General features: G+C 70.8%; 20 protein-coding genes. 12 read left to right on the top strand and 8 right to left on the bottom strand.

All coding sequences use genetic code 11. From position 1 onward, the window contains the following. Positions 1-10: 10 nt before the first annotated feature. Positions 11-1,297: an adenylosuccinate synthase gene (locus ACTJI1_RS00195; RefSeq protein WP_440741070.1), complete on the bottom strand. Its 1,287-nt coding sequence runs from the start codon at positions 1,295-1,297 to the stop codon at positions 11-13. A 118-nt stretch (positions 1,298-1,415) separates the two neighbouring features. Between ACTJI1_RS00195 and ACTJI1_RS00190 the strand changes: the two genes are divergently transcribed. The 6 genes from ACTJI1_RS00190 (at position 1,416) to ACTJI1_RS00165 (ending at position 6,204) form a co-directional block, all read left to right on the top strand. Beyond that, a complete protein-coding gene (locus tag ACTJI1_RS00190; RefSeq protein ID WP_440741069.1) occupies positions 1,416-2,105 on the top strand; it encodes a TetR/AcrR family transcriptional regulator in 690 nt (229 codons plus the stop codon). Beyond that, positions 2,102-2,800, top strand: a complete 699-nt coding sequence (locus ACTJI1_RS00185) for a hypothetical protein (protein ID WP_440741068.1) — start codon at positions 2,102-2,104, stop codon at positions 2,798-2,800. The genes ACTJI1_RS00190 and ACTJI1_RS00185 overlap by 4 nt, the downstream gene beginning before the upstream one ends. After that, positions 2,797-4,650, top strand: coding sequence for a YhgE/Pip family protein (locus ACTJI1_RS00180; RefSeq protein WP_440741067.1), 1,854 nt, complete (start codon positions 2,797-2,799; stop codon positions 4,648-4,650). Before ACTJI1_RS00185 ends, ACTJI1_RS00180 begins: the two co-directional genes overlap by 4 nt. A gap of 102 nt (positions 4,651-4,752) precedes the next feature. Then, positions 4,753-4,917 (top strand): hypothetical protein, encoded by a 165-nt coding sequence (locus tag ACTJI1_RS00175; RefSeq protein ID WP_310131790.1) that lies wholly within the window; start codon positions 4,753-4,755, stop codon positions 4,915-4,917. A gap of 46 nt (positions 4,918-4,963) precedes the next feature. After that, positions 4,964-5,803 carry a metallophosphoesterase gene (locus tag ACTJI1_RS00170; RefSeq protein ID WP_440741066.1) on the top strand — a complete coding sequence of 280 codons (840 nt, stop codon included), beginning with the start codon at positions 4,964-4,966 and terminating at the stop codon, positions 5,801-5,803. Next, complete coding sequence (locus ACTJI1_RS00165) at positions 5,800-6,204, top strand: DUF3052 family protein (protein ID WP_440741065.1); 405 nt, start codon at positions 5,800-5,802, stop codon at positions 6,202-6,204. The genes ACTJI1_RS00170 and ACTJI1_RS00165 overlap by 4 nt, the downstream gene beginning before the upstream one ends. 9 nt (positions 6,205-6,213) lie before the next feature. Here the strand turns inward: ACTJI1_RS00165 and ACTJI1_RS00160 are convergent, their stop codons facing one another. Next, positions 6,214-6,849: a TrmH family RNA methyltransferase gene (locus ACTJI1_RS00160; RefSeq protein ID WP_440741064.1), complete on the bottom strand. Its 636-nt coding sequence runs from the start codon at positions 6,847-6,849 to the stop codon at positions 6,214-6,216. A gap of 96 nt (positions 6,850-6,945) precedes the next feature. On the opposite strand from ACTJI1_RS00160, the gene ACTJI1_RS00155 reads away from it, so the two are divergent. Continuing rightward, positions 6,946-7,743, top strand: a complete 798-nt coding sequence (locus ACTJI1_RS00155; protein ID WP_310131799.1) for an HAD-IIA family hydrolase — start codon at positions 6,946-6,948, stop codon at positions 7,741-7,743. A gap of 34 nt (positions 7,744-7,777) precedes the next feature. On the opposite strand, the gene ACTJI1_RS00150 is transcribed toward ACTJI1_RS00155, so the two are convergent. Together ACTJI1_RS00150 and pyrE are read right to left on the bottom strand one after the other, a co-directional pair. Continuing rightward, on the bottom strand, positions 7,778-10,105 hold the full coding sequence (locus ACTJI1_RS00150) for a hypothetical protein (RefSeq protein ID WP_440741063.1): 2,328 nt from the start codon (positions 10,103-10,105) through the stop codon (positions 7,778-7,780). Then, a complete protein-coding gene (gene pyrE, locus ACTJI1_RS00145; protein WP_310131804.1) occupies positions 10,105-10,653 on the bottom strand; it encodes an orotate phosphoribosyltransferase in 549 nt (182 codons plus the stop codon). Before pyrE ends, ACTJI1_RS00150 begins: the two co-directional genes overlap by 1 nt. A gap of 117 nt (positions 10,654-10,770) precedes the next feature. Between pyrE and ACTJI1_RS00140 the strand changes: the two genes are divergently transcribed. The 3 genes from ACTJI1_RS00140 (at position 10,771) to ACTJI1_RS00130 (ending at position 12,355) form a co-directional block, all read left to right on the top strand. Further along, entirely contained in the window at positions 10,771-11,619 is an 849-nt protein-coding gene (locus ACTJI1_RS00140; RefSeq protein WP_440741062.1) for an exodeoxyribonuclease III, read from the top strand. Between the two features lie 13 nt (positions 11,620-11,632). Beyond that, positions 11,633-12,007: a hypothetical protein gene (locus ACTJI1_RS00135; RefSeq protein WP_440741061.1), complete on the top strand. Its 375-nt coding sequence runs from the start codon at positions 11,633-11,635 to the stop codon at positions 12,005-12,007. 87 nt (positions 12,008-12,094) lie between these two features. Then, positions 12,095-12,355 carry a zinc-ribbon domain-containing protein gene (locus tag ACTJI1_RS00130; RefSeq protein ID WP_310131809.1) on the top strand — a complete coding sequence of 87 codons (261 nt, stop codon included), beginning with the start codon at positions 12,095-12,097 and terminating at the stop codon, positions 12,353-12,355. 39 nt (positions 12,356-12,394) lie between these two features. On the opposite strand, the gene ACTJI1_RS00125 is transcribed toward ACTJI1_RS00130, so the two are convergent. Next, a complete protein-coding gene (locus tag ACTJI1_RS00125) occupies positions 12,395-12,589 on the bottom strand; it encodes a DUF2795 domain-containing protein (protein ID WP_440741060.1) in 195 nt (64 codons plus the stop codon). Between the two features lie 183 nt (positions 12,590-12,772). On the opposite strand from ACTJI1_RS00125, the gene ACTJI1_RS00120 reads away from it, so the two are divergent. Then, positions 12,773-13,240 (top strand): SRPBCC family protein, encoded by a 468-nt coding sequence (locus tag ACTJI1_RS00120; RefSeq protein WP_440741059.1) that lies wholly within the window; start codon positions 12,773-12,775, stop codon positions 13,238-13,240. Positions 13,241-13,333: 93 nt separating this feature from the next. On the opposite strand, the gene ACTJI1_RS00115 is transcribed toward ACTJI1_RS00120, so the two are convergent. Beyond that, entirely contained in the window at positions 13,334-14,173 is an 840-nt protein-coding gene (locus tag ACTJI1_RS00115) for an SDR family oxidoreductase (protein WP_310131812.1), read from the bottom strand. A gap of 95 nt (positions 14,174-14,268) precedes the next feature. On the opposite strand from ACTJI1_RS00115, the gene ACTJI1_RS00110 reads away from it, so the two are divergent. Continuing rightward, on the top strand, positions 14,269-14,517 hold the full coding sequence (locus ACTJI1_RS00110) for a hypothetical protein (RefSeq protein WP_440741058.1): 249 nt from the start codon (positions 14,269-14,271) through the stop codon (positions 14,515-14,517). A gap of 1 nt (position 14,518) precedes the next feature. Here the strand turns inward: ACTJI1_RS00110 and ACTJI1_RS00105 are convergent, their stop codons facing one another. Both ACTJI1_RS00105 and ACTJI1_RS00100 read right to left on the bottom strand, forming a co-directional pair. Then, positions 14,519-15,934, bottom strand: coding sequence for an APC family permease (locus ACTJI1_RS00105; protein WP_440741057.1), 1,416 nt, complete (start codon positions 15,932-15,934; stop codon positions 14,519-14,521). 71 nt (positions 15,935-16,005) lie between these two features. Beyond that, on the bottom strand, positions 16,006-16,902 hold the full coding sequence (locus tag ACTJI1_RS00100; RefSeq protein WP_440741056.1) for an SDR family NAD(P)-dependent oxidoreductase: 897 nt from the start codon (positions 16,900-16,902) through the stop codon (positions 16,006-16,008). Between the last annotated feature and the right edge of the window lie 14 nt (positions 16,903-16,916).

Below are 16,916 nucleotides of genomic sequence, written 5' to 3'. Positions count from 1 at the left end.
CCCGTCGGCCTCAGTCGATCAGGTCGTGGCGCACCACGATCTGGTCGCGGGCCGGGCCCACGCCGATCGCGGAGATGCGGGCGCCGGACATGCGCTCGAGGGCGAGCACGTAGTCCTGGGCGTTCTTCGGCAGGTCCTCGAAGGTGCGAGCGCCGCTGATGTCCTCGGTCCAGCCGGGGAACTCCTCGTAGATCGGCGCCGCATGGTGGAAGTCGCTCTGCGAGGCCGGGACCTCGTCGTGGCGCACGCCGTCGACGTCGTAGGCGACCGCGACGGGGATGCGCTCGATGCCGGTCAGCGTGTCCAGCTTGGTGAGCACGAAGTCGGTGACGCCGTTGACGCGCGCCGTGTAGCGGGCGACCGGGGCGTCGTACCAGCCGGTGCGGCGCGGGCGGCCGGTGGTGGTTCCGAACTCGAAGCCGCGCTCGCGCAGGAACTCGCCCCACTCGTCGAAGAGCTCGGTCGGGAACGGACCGGCACCGACGCGGGTGGTGTACGCCTTCACGATGCCGATCACGCGGTCGATGCGGTTGGGTCCGATGCCCGAACCGGTCGCGGCGCCGCCGGCGGTGGAGTTGGAGGAGGTGACGAACGGGTAGGTGCCGTGGTCGACATCCAGCATCGTCGCCTGGCCGCCCTCGAAGAGCACGTACTTGCCGTCCTCAAGCGCCTGGTTGAGCAGCAGGGAGCTGTCGACCACCATCGGGCGCAGGCGCTCGGCGTACTCGAGCAACTGCTCGACGACCTCGTCGACCGTGATCGCGCGGCGGTTGTAGACCTTCACGAGCAGGTGGTTCTTCTGGTCGAGGGCGCCCTCGACCTTCTGCCGCAGGATGTTCTCGTCGAAGAGGTCCTGGATGCGGATGCCCACCCGGTTGATCTTGTCGGCGTAGGTCGGGCCGATGCCGCGGCCGGTGGTGCCGATCTGGCGCTTGCCGAGGAAGCGCTCCGTGACCTTGTCGATCGTGCGGTGGTACGAGGTGATGACGTGCGCGTTCGAGCTGACCTTGAGGCGGGAGACGTCGACGCCGCGCGCGATCAGCGCATCCAGCTCCTCGAACAGCACCTCGATGTCGACGACGACGCCGTTGGCGATGACCGGGGTGACGCCCTCGGTGAGGATGCCGGACGGCAGCAGGTGCAGGGCGTACTTCTCGTCGCCGACGACGACGGTGTGGCCGGCGTTGTTGCCGCCGTTGAACTTGACCACGTAGTCGATGCGGCTCCCCAGGACGTCGGTCGCCTTGCCTTTGCCTTCGTCGCCCCACTGGGCGCCGATGATCACGATCGCGGGCACGTGGATGTCCTCTCGGTGGATGGAACGCGTCGGCGCCACCCGGACGACCGTCGCACTCGATCCTATCGCGAGACACTAAGTTGCACACACGTGTGCAAGAAGGGAGTACACTGGTGGCATGCCCACCCCCTCCACCCGCGCACCGCGCCGCGACGCGACCGCCAACCGCGAGGCGATCCTCGCCGCCGCCGCGGTCGCGCTGAACGAGGACATCGACGCCTCCCTCGAGAACATCGCCGCGCGCGCCGGCCTCAGCCGCCGCGCGGTGTACGGACACTTCGCGACCCGCGACGAGCTCCTCGTCGAGGTGTTCACGCGAGGCGCACGTCGCCTGGCCGCCCTGCTCGACCCGGTGTCGCATCCCGACCCGCTGGTCGAGATCGCCCTCTTCGGCGCCACACTGTGGGCCGAGGTCGAGCACGTCCGGGTGAGCGCGGCTCTGGCGGTCCGCGGACCGCACCGCGAGCTGGTCGGCACCGCGCTCGACCCCGCCCGCGAGCGGTTGCGCGAGACGGTCCGCCGCGGGATGGAGTCGGGGCGCATCCGCACCGACCTCGACCGCGAGACGGTCACCCGCCTGATCGAGAACGCCGCCGTGTCCGTGCTCGACGAGGCGACCCGCGCGCGGCTCAGCCCCGAGGCGGGTCACCGCCTCGTTATGCTGGCCGGGCTGGGCGCCGCGGGGATGGGATGGACGGACGCCGGAGCGCTGATCGCCGCGACGCCGGAGCTGGCCTTCGGCGCCGCCGGAACCACAGCATCCCCCGCATCCACCGCTTCCACCACGGCGGAAGGGGCACGCCGATGAAGGTCGTCCTCGACCGCGTCGCGAAGGGCGCCGCCCTGCCGCCCACGTCCGCTTCGTTCGAGACCGGGCGCGCCTCGCTCGCCCGTGCCGAGACGGAGCAGCGGCCCACCGTTCTCGGCCTCATCGCCTCCGGACGGATGCGCCCCGACGCGGGAACCGTGACGATCGATGGCACCACCGACTTCCGCACCATGCGGCGGCGGATCGCCCTGATCGACGCGCCGGACGTGTCGGAGCCGGCCGCCGATGTGACCGTCGCGGGCATCGTCGCCGAGGAGCTGATGTTCGCGGGCCGCGCGTCGCATCCCGTCGCGGTCAACCGCTGCCTGCGCGAACTGGACGCCTCCGAATGGGCGCGGCAGTCGATCGGGACGGTTCCGCCGACGGTGCGCATCCGCCTGCTCGCCGAGCTGGCGCTGCTGCGCGCGGGGGTGGACGGCCTCGTGCTCGTCTCGCCCGACCGGCACGGCGGCGACCCCGTCGAGTGGTGGCGCTTCGCGCGCGAGCTCGCCGGGCGCGGCATCGCCGTGCTCGTGGTGGCGGGTGACGCCTCCGCCGCCGCGATCGCCGCGGCATCCCTGGTCTCGCGCATCGACGAGACCGACCAGCAGACCTTTGACGAAGACCCCGGCCGGGACGACACCGACGATCTCCCGGACCTGATCATGACCCAGCCGATTGAAGAAGGCGCATGAAGATCCCGCAGATGATCGCGGCGGAGTTCCGCCGCCTGACCGCCAGCCCCATGTCCATCGTGGCGCTCATCGCCCTGATGTGCGTTCCCGTGCTGTACGGCGGGCTGTACCTGTGGGCGAACCAGAACCCGTACGCCAACCTCGACCGCATCCCCGCCGCGATCGTCGTCGACGACACGGGCGCCGCGGTCGACGGCGCCACCGTGAACTACGGCGACCAGGTGGCCGATCAGCTCATCGAGGACGGCTCGTTCCAGTGGCACCGCGTCGCCGAGGGCTCCGCGGCCAGCGGCGTGGACGACTCGAAGTACGACTTCAGCATCACGTTCCCGAAGGACTTCTCCTCGGCGCTGGCGTCCGCGTCGGGCACCGACCCGCACCGCGCGGTCGTGACCCTGACCACGAACGACACCAACAGCTACCTGGCGTCGACCATCGGCACGCAGGCTGCCGAGAAGATCCGCACCTCCATCGTCAAGCAGGTGAACGAGGAGGCGGCGAAGCAGTTCCTCGTCGGCCTCGCCGACATCCGCTCGAACCTCGTGACCGCTGCCGACGGCGCGGACAAGCTGGTCGACGGCAGTGCGACCGCGCAGTCGGGCGCGTCACAGCTGGCCGATGGAACCGCACAGCTCGCGTCCGGATCGCAGGAACTGGCGGGAAAGCTCGGCGAGCTCGCCTCCGGCGCCCAGCAGGTCAGCGACGGCGCGGCACAGGTGGCAGCGGGCAATCGGCAGCTCGCCGCGAAGGCGAACGACGCCGCGGCGGCCGCGACGCAGATCGCAGCGGCCGCGCCGGCTGCCCAGCAGGACCTGCTGAACCGCCTCACCGCCGCGGGCGCCACGCCGGAGCAGCTGGACCAGGTGAAGGCCGTGCTCGGCGACCTCGACACGAAGGTGACGTCCGGCAACGAGCAGATCCAGACCGCCGTCGGGCAGATCAACCAGCTGTCGGCGGGCGCGGACCAGGTCGCCGGAGGGGCGTCGCAGGTCGCCTCCGGCTCGCAGCAGGCGGCCGCGGGCGCATCGCAGCTGGCCTCTGGCGCCTCGAGCGCCGCGACCGGGGCCGCACAGCTCCGGGACGGCCTGACGACGTTGCACGACGGCACGACGCAGCTGGCGGATGGGCTGAAGTCGGGTGTGGACCGCATCCCGGACAACTCCCCCGCCCTGCAGAAGAAGCAGGCGTCGACGATCTCCGATCCGGTGAACCTCAAGAACGACTCGATCACCTCCGCCGGCACGTACGGCGCCGGACTGGCCCCGTTCTTCGTCGCACTGGCGGGCTGGATCGGCATCTACGCTCTGTTCCTGATCGTGAAGCCGGTCTCGCGCCGGGCCATCACGGCGCTGCACTCGCCGCTCAAGATCACCCTCGCCGGCTGGCTCACCCCGGGCCTGCTCGGCGCGATCCAGATGGTCGGCCTGTTCGCGATCGTCGCGGGGGCTCTCGGGTTCCGCATCGACAACCCCGCAGGGATGTTCGGGATGATGGCGCTCGCCTCGGTCACGTTCGCGGCCATCATCCTGGCGCTCAACGTCTGGCTGGGGAGCGTCGGGCAGTTCCTCGGCCTGGTCCTGATGGTGCTGCAGCTGGTGACCGCCGGCGGCACGTTCCCCTGGCAGACGCTGCCTGGTCCGCTCGCGGCCCTGCACCACGCGCTGCCGATGTCGTACGCCGTGGACGGCATCCGTCAGCTCATGTACGGCGGCAACCCGGCGACCGCCTGGGCGGACGCCGGCGTGCTGGCGCTGTGGATGCTGATCGCCCTGCTGATCGCCGCCATCGGGGTCACGCGGATGACGCACTTCCGCACCCTGCGCGACCTCCGGCCGTCGCTGATCGGCTGACGGCCGGACCCCGTCCCGGAGAGGTCCCGGAGACTCTGGTGGGCGCCCATCGCCTGGCGCTAGTGTGGCGCCCACCAGCACTCGACCTTCAGGAGGACGACCATGGCCGATCTCGAAGTCCAGGCGGCGCTTTCCCAGGCGCGACAGGCGGCCAGCGCCGCGAGCTACGACATCCAGAAGCTGCCGGAGGACTCCATCGAACGACAGGCGCTGCACAACCTGGTGACGGCGGTGGACGCGCTGATCCAGGCGCTCGACACCGAGTGACGGGCGGCGCCCGGGCGACGACGGTGGCCGGCGCTAGGGTGGCGGCGTGACCGATTCGCTGCGCATCCTCCACCTCTCCGACACGCACCTGTTCGGCGACGGGCGGCTGCACTACGGCATCGTCGACACCCTGGGCGCGCTCGACCGCGTTCTGGCGCGCGCCGCGTCGCTCACCGAGGTGGATGCGGTGGTCGTCTCAGGCGACCTCTCCGAGGACGGCAGCGCCGCGTCGTACCGGCGGCTGAAGGCGACGCTGGACCCGTGGGCCGCGGAACGCGGAGCGGTCGTCGTCTACGCGATGGGCAACCACGACCTCCGCGACGGGTTCGAGCAGGTGCTCGGCGACCGCGAGACCGAGGTCTCGGTGCGCGGGTTCCGGATCGTCACGGTCGACACCTCCGTGCCGGGAGCCGGGTACGGCAAGGTGACGGAAGCGCAGCTCGACCGGCTCCGCGAGACCCTGTCGACGTCGGCCGAGCACGGCACGGTCGTCGTGCTGCACCATCCACCCGTCCCGCCGACCACGGTGCTGTTCGAGCCGCTCCGGCTGGTCGAGCCCGAGCCGCTGCTGGAGATGTGCGCGGGAGGCGGCGTCCGGCTCATCCTCGCCGGGCACTTCCATCACGGCCTGGTCACCGAGGCGGGCGGCACGGGCATCCCGGTGGTCGTGGCGCCGGCGGTCGCCAACACGACGGACGTGCTCTGGCCGCCGCCGCGGGAGCGTGCCGTGCGCGGCGCCGGGTTCGCCTGGATCCAGCTGCCCGCGGATGGCCCGATGCGGGCGCACATGATCGCCGCACCGGCGAAGGACGACGGCGAGACCGTCTACGACCTCGACGCGGAGGCGATCCGGCGCATCGCCGACGACGCGGGCTGGCGCCGGTGAGCACTGCCGCCGGATACTCCGGCACACCGCTGTGGAAGAAGCTCGGTGTGAAACCCGGCATGCGGGTGTCCGTGCTCCACGCCGACGCCGGGTGGCGCATCCCCCTCGATGATCCGGCGTCCGTCGACTGGGCCGACGACGGCCCGGCGGGACTCGTGCTGGCGTTCTACCGCTCGGCGGCGGAGTTCCTCGCCGAGCTCGACGCCCTCGGCGAGCGCATCCGGCCCGACGGGATGATCTGGGCGGCCTGGCCGCGCAAGGCCGCGGGGCACGTGAGCGACCTGAACGAGAACGTGATCCGGGATGCGGCGCTGGAGCGCGGACTCGTGGATGTGAAGGTCGCCGCGATCGACACCGACTGGTCGGGGCTGAAGCTCGTCTGGCGGAGGGTCAACCGCTGACCACGGCTGTCAGGCGAACGGGACGTGCTGCGTGATCCACGTGTGCATCGCGATCGCCGCGGCCGCGGAGGCGTTGATCGAGCGGGTGGAGCCGAACTGGGCGATCTCGACCACCGCGTCCGCCGCATCCAGCGCCGCCTCCGAGAGTCCGGGACCCTCCTGACCGAAGAGCAGGACGCACTCCCGCGGGAGCGCGAACGTCTCGATGCCGACCGAGCCGGGGACGTTGTCGATCGCGATCACCGGCACCCCCTGTGCGCGTGCCCACGCGACGAAGGACTCCACATCCTCGTGGTGCACGACGTGCTGGTAACGGTCGGTGACCATCGCGCCGCGCTTGTTCCAGCGCCGACGCCCGATGATGTGGACGGTGTCGGCGGCGAACGCGTTCGCGCTGCGCACGATCGAGCCGATGTTCATGTCGTGCTGCCAGTTCTCGATCGCCACGTGGAAGGGGTGGCGGTGCTCGTCGAGGTCGGCGACGATCGCCTCCATGCGCCAGTACCGGTAGCGGTCGATGACGTTGCGGGTGTCCCCGTGTCGCAGCAGCTCCGGGTCGTAGCGCGGGTCGTCCGGCCACTCGCCCGGCCACGGTCCGACACCGTGCGTCGTCAGCTCGTGCGTCGGGTTGGGCGTGTCGTCCACCGCACAAGCGTATCCACCACCGGATGCGGTGCCTCACCGCAGCGTCGCCCCGGCCCCTAAGCTGGACGCATCGAATCCCCCGTGGAAGGAGTCCGCGTGACGCGTCGCGACGAGATCGAGTGCTGGCTCACCGACATGGACGGCGTGCTCGTCCACGAGAACCAGGCCCTGCCCGGCGCGTCGGACCTCATCCAGCAGTGGCGGGACCAGGGGACGCCGTTCCTGGTGCTGACGAACAACTCCATCTTCACGCCGCGCGACCTCGCGGCGCGGCTGCGCACCTCGGGCCTCGACGTTCCCGAGGAGTCGATCTGGACCTCGGCCCTGGCGACCGCGGACTTCCTGAAGTCGCAGATGCCCGGCGGGAGCGCGTATGTGATCGGCGAGGCGGGACTCACCACGGCGCTCCACGAGGCCGGCTTCATCATGACGGACACGAACCCCGACTACGTGGTCGTCGGCGAGACGCGCAGCTACTCCTTCGACGCGATCACGAAGGCCATCCGGCTGATCGGCAAGGGCGCACGGTTCATCTCCACGAACCCCGACGCCACCGGCCCGAGCGCCGAGGGACCGCTGCCGGCGACCGGTGCGGTGACCGCGATGATCACCAAGGCCACCGGCCGCGACCCGTACGTGGTCGGCAAGCCGAACCCGATGATGTTCCGCTCGGCGATGAACCGCATCGGCGCGCACTCCGAGAACACCGCGATGATCGGCGACCGGATGGACACGGACGTCGTCGCGGGCATCGAGGCCGGCCTGCACACCATCCTGGTGCTCACCGGGATCAGCGACCACAGCGAGATCGAGCGCTACCCGTTCCGCCCGGACGAGGTGCTGCGCGGCGTCGACGAGCTGGTCGTGCGGGAGCCCGTCGAGACCGAGCTCTGAGGGTCGCGGCGCGGCTTCGCGGCCTCGGGCCCGGTCAGGCGGACGGGCCGGGACCGGCGACGGACGACGTGAGCGGCTGGCCGCTCGACCGGTTCGCGAAGCAGTAGTACGAGCGCTGGCCGTTCTTCCACTGCTCTTCCGTGGCCGGGAAGGAGCCGGTGACCTGGAGGTCCGGGTAGGCGCCGGCCGCACCGAGGTCGACGACGCCGGAGGCGGTGCACAGGCCCGGGATCTGCTGGGCCAGCGCATCCGCCCCGGGATACGGCGCTGCCGGATCGGCGGAGAGCACGTTCGTGTAGAGCAGCTGCGCGGTGTGCGGGGCGGCGCAGTCGACGACGGTGAACTCCTCGGCCCACACGGACGTGAACGGCTGGATGCACTCGCCGCCGCCGAGCGCATCCCACGGGTGCGTGCCCGGGCCGACCGCCGCAGCGGGCTTCGGGGTGACGGTCGGGACCGGCGTGGGAGTCGGGGTCGGCGTCGGAGACGGAGCGGACGGCTTCGCCGAGCCGGTGGGCTGCGCGGCGGGCGCGGGCGCACCGACGAGCGACGGGATGCGGGTGCCCAGCGCGAACAGCCCGACGAGCACCAGCACGACGGCGAGACCGGCGAGCGCGAGCAGCAGGATGCGGTTGTTGCGCGATGCCCAGATTCCGGGGCCTCCGGGGCCGGTCGGGCCACCGGGGCCAGTCGGGCCGGTCGGGCCGGAGGGTGCGCCCGGGTCACCGGGCTCACCCGGCGCGGTCGCGGAGGTCGCCGTCGCGGCAGCCACCGGCGGAGTCGCACTCGCGGGGGCGATCGGCTGCGTCGCCAGCGGGGTGAACGTCGGCGGGGACAGGACGTCTGCGCGACCGTCCGGCTGCTCTTCGGCGTCCGGGGCGATGCGCGAGAAGGGCATGGTCGCGGTGAGCTGAGGGCCCTCGAGGTCGGCGGCGGGCTCGGGTTCGGGCTCCGGGTCCGGCGAGGGCTCCGGCCTCGGCGCAGGCCACCTTTCCGGCTCGGGCCCCGGCTCGGGCTCCGGCTCCGCGGCGAGTTCTGGCTCCTCGGCGGCGGGCTCGTCGATCTCCGCAGGGGCGGCGACGTCCTCCACCGGGACGGCGACCTCTCCGAACAGCGCGGCGATCCCGTCCGACGGCGTCTGCTCGCCGTCATCGGCGGCATCCACATCCTCCGGGGTCTCGGCCGCCTCCGTGGCGGGCGCGAACGGTTCCGGCTCGGACGCGGCGGCGATGCTGGCGGCGTCGATCGGGCTCGTGGCGGGGGACGGCACGCCGCCCATCGCGAGCTCGGCCTCCGCGGCGGGGATGGCGAGCTCCGACGGGAGGACATCGTCTCGCTCGTCGTGGCGCAGGAGCGCTGCCATCGCCGCTGCGTCGAGCTGCTGGGTGGGCGTGTCGGCGACGGAACGATCCGGCGCGGCGGGCGGTTCCTCGACGGGGTCGCTCGCCGGTGGGCGGCTCAGGTCCGCCGGAAGGATCGGGATGACGCTGGTCGTGTCACCGATGATGGAGCGGCCCGTGGGCGTGTCCGCCTCCGGCGCGCCGAATCCGAGCAGGGCGGCCAGCCCGTGGCTCTCGGACGTGTCGTCCGAGTCCGCGCGCGGCGCAGGCGGATCGAAGATGGTGCGCGTCGGCTCCGGAGCCGCGGGCGCCGGCGCGGGCGTCTCGATGATCCAGGAGCCGGCGGCGACGGGTGTCTCCGACGTCGGGGTGGGTGCGTCGGATCGCTCGTCCGCGGGCTCGCCGTCGGCGTCCTCGTCGCGGACTTCCTCGTCACGGACGTCCTCCTCGCGGACGTCTTCGTCGTCGGCGGGGATGCCCGTTGCCCAGCCGGTGGGAGGAGTGGGCGTCGGTTCGGCGAGCGAGAAAGCTTCGGGTGCCGGCTCGGCGGCCGGGACGACGGGAGTGGACTCCGCGGCGGCCGGAGCGGACTCCGCCGCGGGCTCTCCCACCAGCGGGTCGTAGCCCTCGCCCGGCTTCAGGTTCCACGAGAACGCGACCGGGAACTCGGTGGCGGGCTCCTCAGCGACAGCGGTGGGCTGCTCTCCCGGCCCGAGGAGATCCTCGAAGGGTTCGGAGACCGACGACGCCGGCTGGTCGACGGAGGGCTGTTCCGCGGGGGCCTCGGGCCCGTTCGCGTCCGGCTCTGCGGTGTCCGCATCCACGGGCCGGTCGACGTGGCGGCCACCGGTCAGCTGCTGGAGCAGCCACTCCGAGCTCCCGAACTCGGGCTCCGCGGGTGCCGCGTCGTCGTGACCGGGGCGCTCGTCGCCGGGACGCTCGTCGCCGAGGCGCTCGTCACCCGGGCGCTCGTCGTCGAGGTGGGCGTCGTCCCCCGCGCCCCTCCCGCGTTCGTCGGACACTACGCCAGCCCCAGGTCCTTCAGGCCGATGGCGGCGAAGTACGGGTAGCCGGCGCCCTCGATGACCTCGCGGGCGCCCGTGTCGCGGTCCACGACCACGGCGACGGCCGCGATCTCGGCGCCGACCTTGGTGAGCGCTTCGATCGCCTTGAGCGGGGAGCCGCCGGTGGTCGAGGTGTCCTCGAGCACGATCACGCGCTTGCCCTGCAGGTCGGGCCCTTCCACCTGCTTGCCGCGGCCGTGGTCCTTCGGCTCCTTGCGCACGACGAAGGCGTCGTACGACAGACCCTGGGCGGCGCCCTGATGCAGGATGGCCGCGGCGACCGGGTCGGCGCCCATCGTCATCCCACCGACGGCGACCACGTCCGGGACATCACGGATGAGGTCGATCATGACCTGGCCGATCAGCGGCGCGACGCGGTGGTCGAGGCTCACCTTGCGGAGGTCGACGTAGTAGCTCGCCTTCTTGCCGCTGGTCAGGGTGAAGTCGCCGTGGAAGACGGCCTCGGCGGCGATGTAGTCGATGAGCTGCTGTCGTGCGTCGGTCACATCCCCGATTCTAGAGGGGAAGGGGCGTGCGACCGGGAGTTGTGCACAGGCCGCCCGCCGTCCACAGCCGCGGCTCCCGGCTCCGGCGACGTCGGCGGGGGCCGATACGATCGGGGCATGCGCGTCGCCACCTGGAATGTGAACTCGATCCGCACCCGCGTCGTCCGGGTCGTCGACTGGATGGTCCGCGAAGACGTGGATGTGCTCGCCATGCAGGAGATCAAGTGCAAGCCCGAGCAGTTCCCCTACGCCGAGTTCGAGGCGGCGGGCTATGAGGTCGTGCTGCACGGTCTCAACCAGTGGAACGGCGTCGCGATCGCCAGCCGTCTGCCGATCGAGGATGTGACGATCGGCTTCCCCGACATGCCGGGATTCCTCAAGGACCACGACGGCCCCGACCTCCCGAAGGAGGCGCGCGCGATCGGCGCGACCGTCGACGGCCTCCGGCTGTGGAGCCTGTACGTGCCCAACGGCCGCTCCCTGTCCGACCCGCACTACGTGTACAAGCTCGACTGGCTGGCCGCCCTCGCGGCCGACACGCAGCGCTGGCTCACCGATGACCCCGAGCTTCAGCTGGCGCTGATGGGCGACTGGAACGTCGCCCCCCTCGACTCGGATGTCGGCGATCCCAGCCTCGTGCCCGGCCTGTCCACTCACATCTCGCCGCCGGAGCGGACGGCTTTTGCGGCGTTCGAGAAGGCCGGCCTGACGGATGTGGTGCGCCCGATCGTTCCGGACGGCTACACCTACTGGGACTACAAGCAGCTGCGCTTCCCGCGGAACGAGGGCCTCCGGATCGACTTCATCCTGGGATCGCGCGCGTTCGCCGACCGCGTGGTGGGTGCGAGCATCCACCGCAACGAGCGCAAGGGAACCGCGCCCAGCGATCACGTACCCGTGCTCGTCGAACTCGCATCGCCTCCCGCGGCCGAGGACGACGACGACCGTCCGATGATCTTCGGCTGAGGAGCATCCGCTCGTGACCACGCTTCCGCCCGGGACGACGACGCGTCGCCCGGTCATCGTCTGGGACCTCGTCACGTCGATCGTCCTGATGGTCGTCGGCGTCGTCCTCGCCGGCATCCTGACGTTCGCGGCGTTCTTCCTGGTGTTCGCGAGCGACCCCTGCGGCGGGTCGACCGTGTGCGACACCGAACGGATGGGCATCGGATTCTTCGTGGCGCTGATCGGGCCGGCGGCGGTGACTGTCGTCGCGATCATCGCCGCGGTCGTCCTGCTCGTGCTGCGCCGGATCAGCTTCTGGGTGCCGATCGTCGGCATCCTGCTCGCGGTCGGCGTCTGGGTCGGCGGCGCCGCCCTCGTGATCTCGGGCGTGCCCGGCGCCACCTTCTGAGCGCCGTTCCCCGGCCCGGTCAAGGGCTTACCCCGATGGGGAACAGCGCTGCTAGATGGAGCGGCTGCCCAGAGGAAGGCCCGACGCATGCTCCTGATATTCGGTTCCAGCCTGCACGAGACGATCATCAACGTCGTCCGCTTCGTGTGCGGTTACTGCGGCGTGGACGCGCCCCAGAACGTCGTGAAGCGCTCGAACCGCTTCACGCTGTTCTTCATTCCGCTGTTCCCCGTGTCGACGCGCTACGTGAACCAGTGCACCAACTGCGGAGGCGAGACCGCCCTCACGGCGGAACAGGCGCGCCACTCCCTCTCTTGGAGCGGTCGCACCAGCGGCACGCGCAGCTGAAACCGACCGCCGTACGGCACGGCTGCTGCGCCCCGAGCCTCAGCTCCCGCTGATGCCCTCCGTCACCTGCACCGGGCTCTCGAACCGGCGGTCCGGCAGGCTCTCGAGGGCGTCGATGACCTCCTTCGGGGCTCCCTGACCCTGGGCTTTGCCGACCAGGTCGGCCTTGCTCGCGGGGTAGTCCACGCCGCCCAGGTACTTCTGCACGTCGATCTGGATGGGCCGGTCGGCCATGATCCGCTCCTTCCGTCTGCGGTCTGTTCCCCTCCACGCCTACCCCCATCTCCGGCGCTGGCAAGACCTTGCAGGGCGCTTGCCATCGCACGAACTCCCTGTGAAGTCGAGGCCCTATATCGAATCCGGGCCCGGCCTACCGTCGCGGAGGACAGAGACGAACAGACGACGAAAGGAGCCGATATGGCTGCAGTGACCCAGTCCATCGACGTGAACGTGCCCGTGACCACCGCCTACAACCAGTGGACCCAGTTCGAGTCCTTCCCCCACTTCCTCGACGAGGTGGAGGAGATCACCCAGGTGGACGACACGACCAACCACTGGCGGGTCAAGATCGGCGGTGCTGAGCGTCAGTTCGACACCGTCATCACCGAGCAGCTCCCGGACGAGCGCGTTGCGTGGAAGTCCGTGGCCGGCGACACCGAGCACGCCGGCGTCGTCACCTTCCACCGCCTCTCGGACGCCGAGACCAAGGTGACGGTCCAGCTCGAGTGGGCGCCCTCGGACGCCCTGGAGAAGATCGGTTCGGTCTTCGGCCTCGACGACCACGCGGTCAAGAAGGACCTCGAGAACTTCAAGAAGTTCATCGAGTCGCAGGGCACCGAGACCGGCGCCTGGCGCGGCGAGGTCGACCGCGGCGAGACGGTCTGACCGCTCCCCCACGACGGAGAATCACGACGAAGACGGCGCCCGGTGCATCACGCACCGGGCGCCGTTCCGTGTGCCGAGGCGCCGTACGGACGGTTACAGGATGGGCCGCCCGCCCGTGACCGCGACGCGCGCGCCCGAGATGTACGAGCCGTCGTCGCCGGCCAGCAGCACGTAGACCGGTGCCAGCTCGGCCGGCTGCCCGGCGCGCCCCAGCGGGGTGTCGCTCCCGAACTGGCTCACCTTCTCCTCCGGCATGGTCGACGGGATGAGCGGCGTCCAGATCGGCCCCGGGGCCACACTGTTGGCGCGGATGCCCTTCTCGCCGAGCAGCTGCGCGAGCGACGCGGTCATGTTCGCGATGGCCGCCTTGGTGGCCGCGTACGGGAGCAGCGTGGGTGACGGCATGTCGGAGTTCACCGACGACGACCCGATGATGCTCGCTCCGGGCTTCATGTGCGGAACCGACGCCTTCGCGAGGTGGAAGAACGCCGACAGGTTCGTCGCGATCGTGTGATCCCACTCGTCGTCCGGGATCTCCTCCAGCGACTCGTGGTTCATCTGGAAGGCGGCGTTGCTGACGAGCACGTCGATGCCGCCGAGCTCCTCCACGGTCCTCCGGACGATCTCGCGGCAATGGGCCGGATCAGAGACGTCGCCGCGCAGGAGCAGCGCCTTCCGCCCCGCCTCACGAACCCACTTGGCCGTGTCCTCCGCGTCCTCGTCCTCCGACAGATACGAGATCGCCACGTCGGCGCCCTCCCGCGCGTACGCGATGGCGACGGCTTTGCCGATGCCGCTGTCCGCGCCGGTGATGAGCGCGATCTTGCCGGTCAGCTTGCCGCTGCCGCGATAGCTCTCCTCGCCGTGGTCGGGGCGCGGTTCCATCGCCTCGGTCTCGCCGGGCGGCTGCTGCTGTTGCTCAGGGAAAGACATCCATGACCTCCATTCGTGTGCTCCCCACGGAACACCCGTCGCCGCCGGTGGTCAGGGGCTTAAGCCGGGAGCCATGTGCGCGTACCGTCCGCGCAATGAACGCCACACCGGATGCGCCCGACGAGCACCAGAGCGACGCCGACCAGACAGCGAAGGACCGCTCCTACAGCCCGTCCAGCGAACGCGAGACAGAGGCCAAGCAGGCGGACTCGACCGGCGCGAGCGTCCGCCCGGGCACCGGCGGCCCGGACGATGTCGGCGATGTCCCCGTGCCGCCGGAGGACGACCTGGACCCCGCCGCCATCGTCGAGCGCGGCGACCCCGGTCCCGGGCCCACCCGGTGACCTACTTCGGGACGCCCGCCGTGCGCTTCCGCGCCACCGCGGAGTAGATCCGCTCGACGACCCAGAGCAGCACACCGATCGCCAGGAGCCCCAGCGCGATCGTGTACTGACCGGCCGGGCGGCCGGAGGTCCACGGCAGCACCAGGTACACGCAGGTGATGGCGCCGATCACCGGAAGCACGCTCGGCGAGCGGAAGTGCTTGTGATCCACCGGCTGCCTCCGCAGCACCAGCACGGTGACGTTCACTATCGCGAAGACCGCCAGCAGCAGCAGCGACGTCGTGCCTCCGAGCAGCGCCACGATCGACCCCTTCGGGTCGAGCGACACGTAGCCGATGAGGGCCACGGCGAGCGCCGAGGTGAACAGGATGGCCGTCCACGGCGTGCGCCGCTTCGGCGACACCTTGGCGAGGAACGGCGGGAGGACGTTCTGCCGGCTCATGCCGTAGAGCAGGCGGCTCGCCATCATCATGTTGATCAGCGCCGTGTTGGCCACGGCGAACATCGAGATGAACGGGAGGAGGTCGTTGATCGGGAATCCGGGGGCGGCCGCCTCGACCGCCGCGACGAGCGGGGTCTCGCTGCCGGCCAGCTCGCCGATCGGCACGAGCGCCACGACGGTGATGGACACCAGCACGTAGATGACGGCGGCGATGCCGAGCCCGCTAAGCATCATCTTCGGGAAGATCCGGCTCGGATCCTTCGTCTCCTCCGCCATGTTCACGGAGTCCTCGAACCCGACCATTGCGAAGAACGCCAGCGAGGTCGCGGTGCTGACCGCGAGGAGCACGCCCTTGTCCTGCGGCGTCTCGAACGCGACGACGCGCGACCAGTCGGCGTTGCCTCCGGCGATCGCCCACAGCCCGATGAAGATCACCAGCAGGAGGCCGGACAGTTCGACGAGCGTCAGCACGACGTTGAGCCAGACGCTCTCGCTCACCCCGCGGAGGTTCACGAGCATGATCAGCACGATGAACGCGAGCGCGATGAGCAGGGTGGTCAGGTTGTCGTCCGAGAGCCCGAACGCGACCGTCAGGTTCACGGCGAACGCGCGCGATGCGGTCGAGGCCGATGTGATGCCCGACGTCATGACGACGAAGCACACGATGAAGGTGAGGAAGTGGATGCCGAACGCCTTGTGCGTGTAGAGCGCTGCGCCCGCCGCCTGCGGGTACTTGGTCACCAGCTCCAGGTACGAGAACGCGGTCACCGTGGCGACGCCGAACGCGAGCAGGAACGGCAGCCACGCTGCGCCGCCCACCTCGGCGGCCACCTGCCCGGTCAGGGCGTAGACGCCGGTGCCGAGGATGTCGCCGACGATGAAGAGCAGGAGGAGGCCGGGCCCGAGGGCGCGTTTCAGCTCCGGTTGCTCCGGTTCGACGGTCTTGACCACCTGGGTCCACGACGGATCGCTCACGGTGTGCTCCTTCGATCGCTCGTTGGGGAGCACTGTATGTGAGTTCTCACAGAAACGGGAGTACCGGCACGCTATTGCCGCCCGGTGAACTCCTCCATCGAGTCGTAGACGCCGAACACCCGCCCGGCCACCGCATCCCACGCGCGTGTGGGCAGGATGCCGCGCAGCGTCTTCGCCAGCCCCACCGTCCACGGCAGCATCAGCATGGGACGTCCGGCCAGCATCGCGCGCCACACGCGGTCGACCACGTACTCGGGAGTCATGAGCGGCGTGAGCAGCGGCCCGCGCGCGCCCGCGAACATCCCGGTGTCGATGTAGCTCGGCGCGACCGTCGTCACCTTCACGTGCTCGTAGCCCTGCTGCACCAGTTCGAGGCGGAGGCTGTCGCTCCAGCCGATGACCGCCCACTTGCTCGCCGCGTAGACGCTCATGCGCGGGTTGGACAGGGTGCCCGCGGCGGACGCGATGTTCACGATCCGCGCCTCCCGGGCGCTCTGCTGCATCCCGGGCAGGAACTCGCGGGTCACGTACATGGGAGCGAGCGCGTTCACCTGCATGGTGGGACGGGTGTCCTCGCCGTTGTCGTGCTCCCAGAAGTACTTGCCGCGCACGATCCCGGCGTTGTTGATGAGCACGTCGATCCCGCCCAGCTCCTTGCGGACGGCCTGCGCGCTCTGCGCGATCGCTCCGAGCTCGGTCAGGTCGACGACGTACGGGAGCACGCTGGTGGCCGGTGCGCCGCCGGCCGAGCTCGGCGAGCGCGGCGGTGCGCCCCACGCGGCGGAGGTGCGCCCCGCGAGCACCTCACGGCGCAGCCGGTGCGTGAGGTCCATCAGCGCGGCCTCGTCCCGGTCCCACAGCACGACGGCGCGCGCCCCTTCGAGCACGGCGCGCTCCGCATAGAGCCGCCCCATCCCCGAGGCCGCACCCGTCACCAGCACCCGCGCCCCGCGAACCGTCCTGCCCATGCCTCCATCATCGC

The organism is Leifsonia sp. 22587 (assembly GCF_052044215.1).
Lineage (GTDB): Bacteria > Actinomycetota > Actinomycetes > Actinomycetales > Microbacteriaceae > Leifsonia > Leifsonia shinshuensis_C.
The sequence above is the reverse complement of the archived record's forward strand: the minus strand, read 5'-3'. Positions and strand labels throughout refer to the sequence as shown.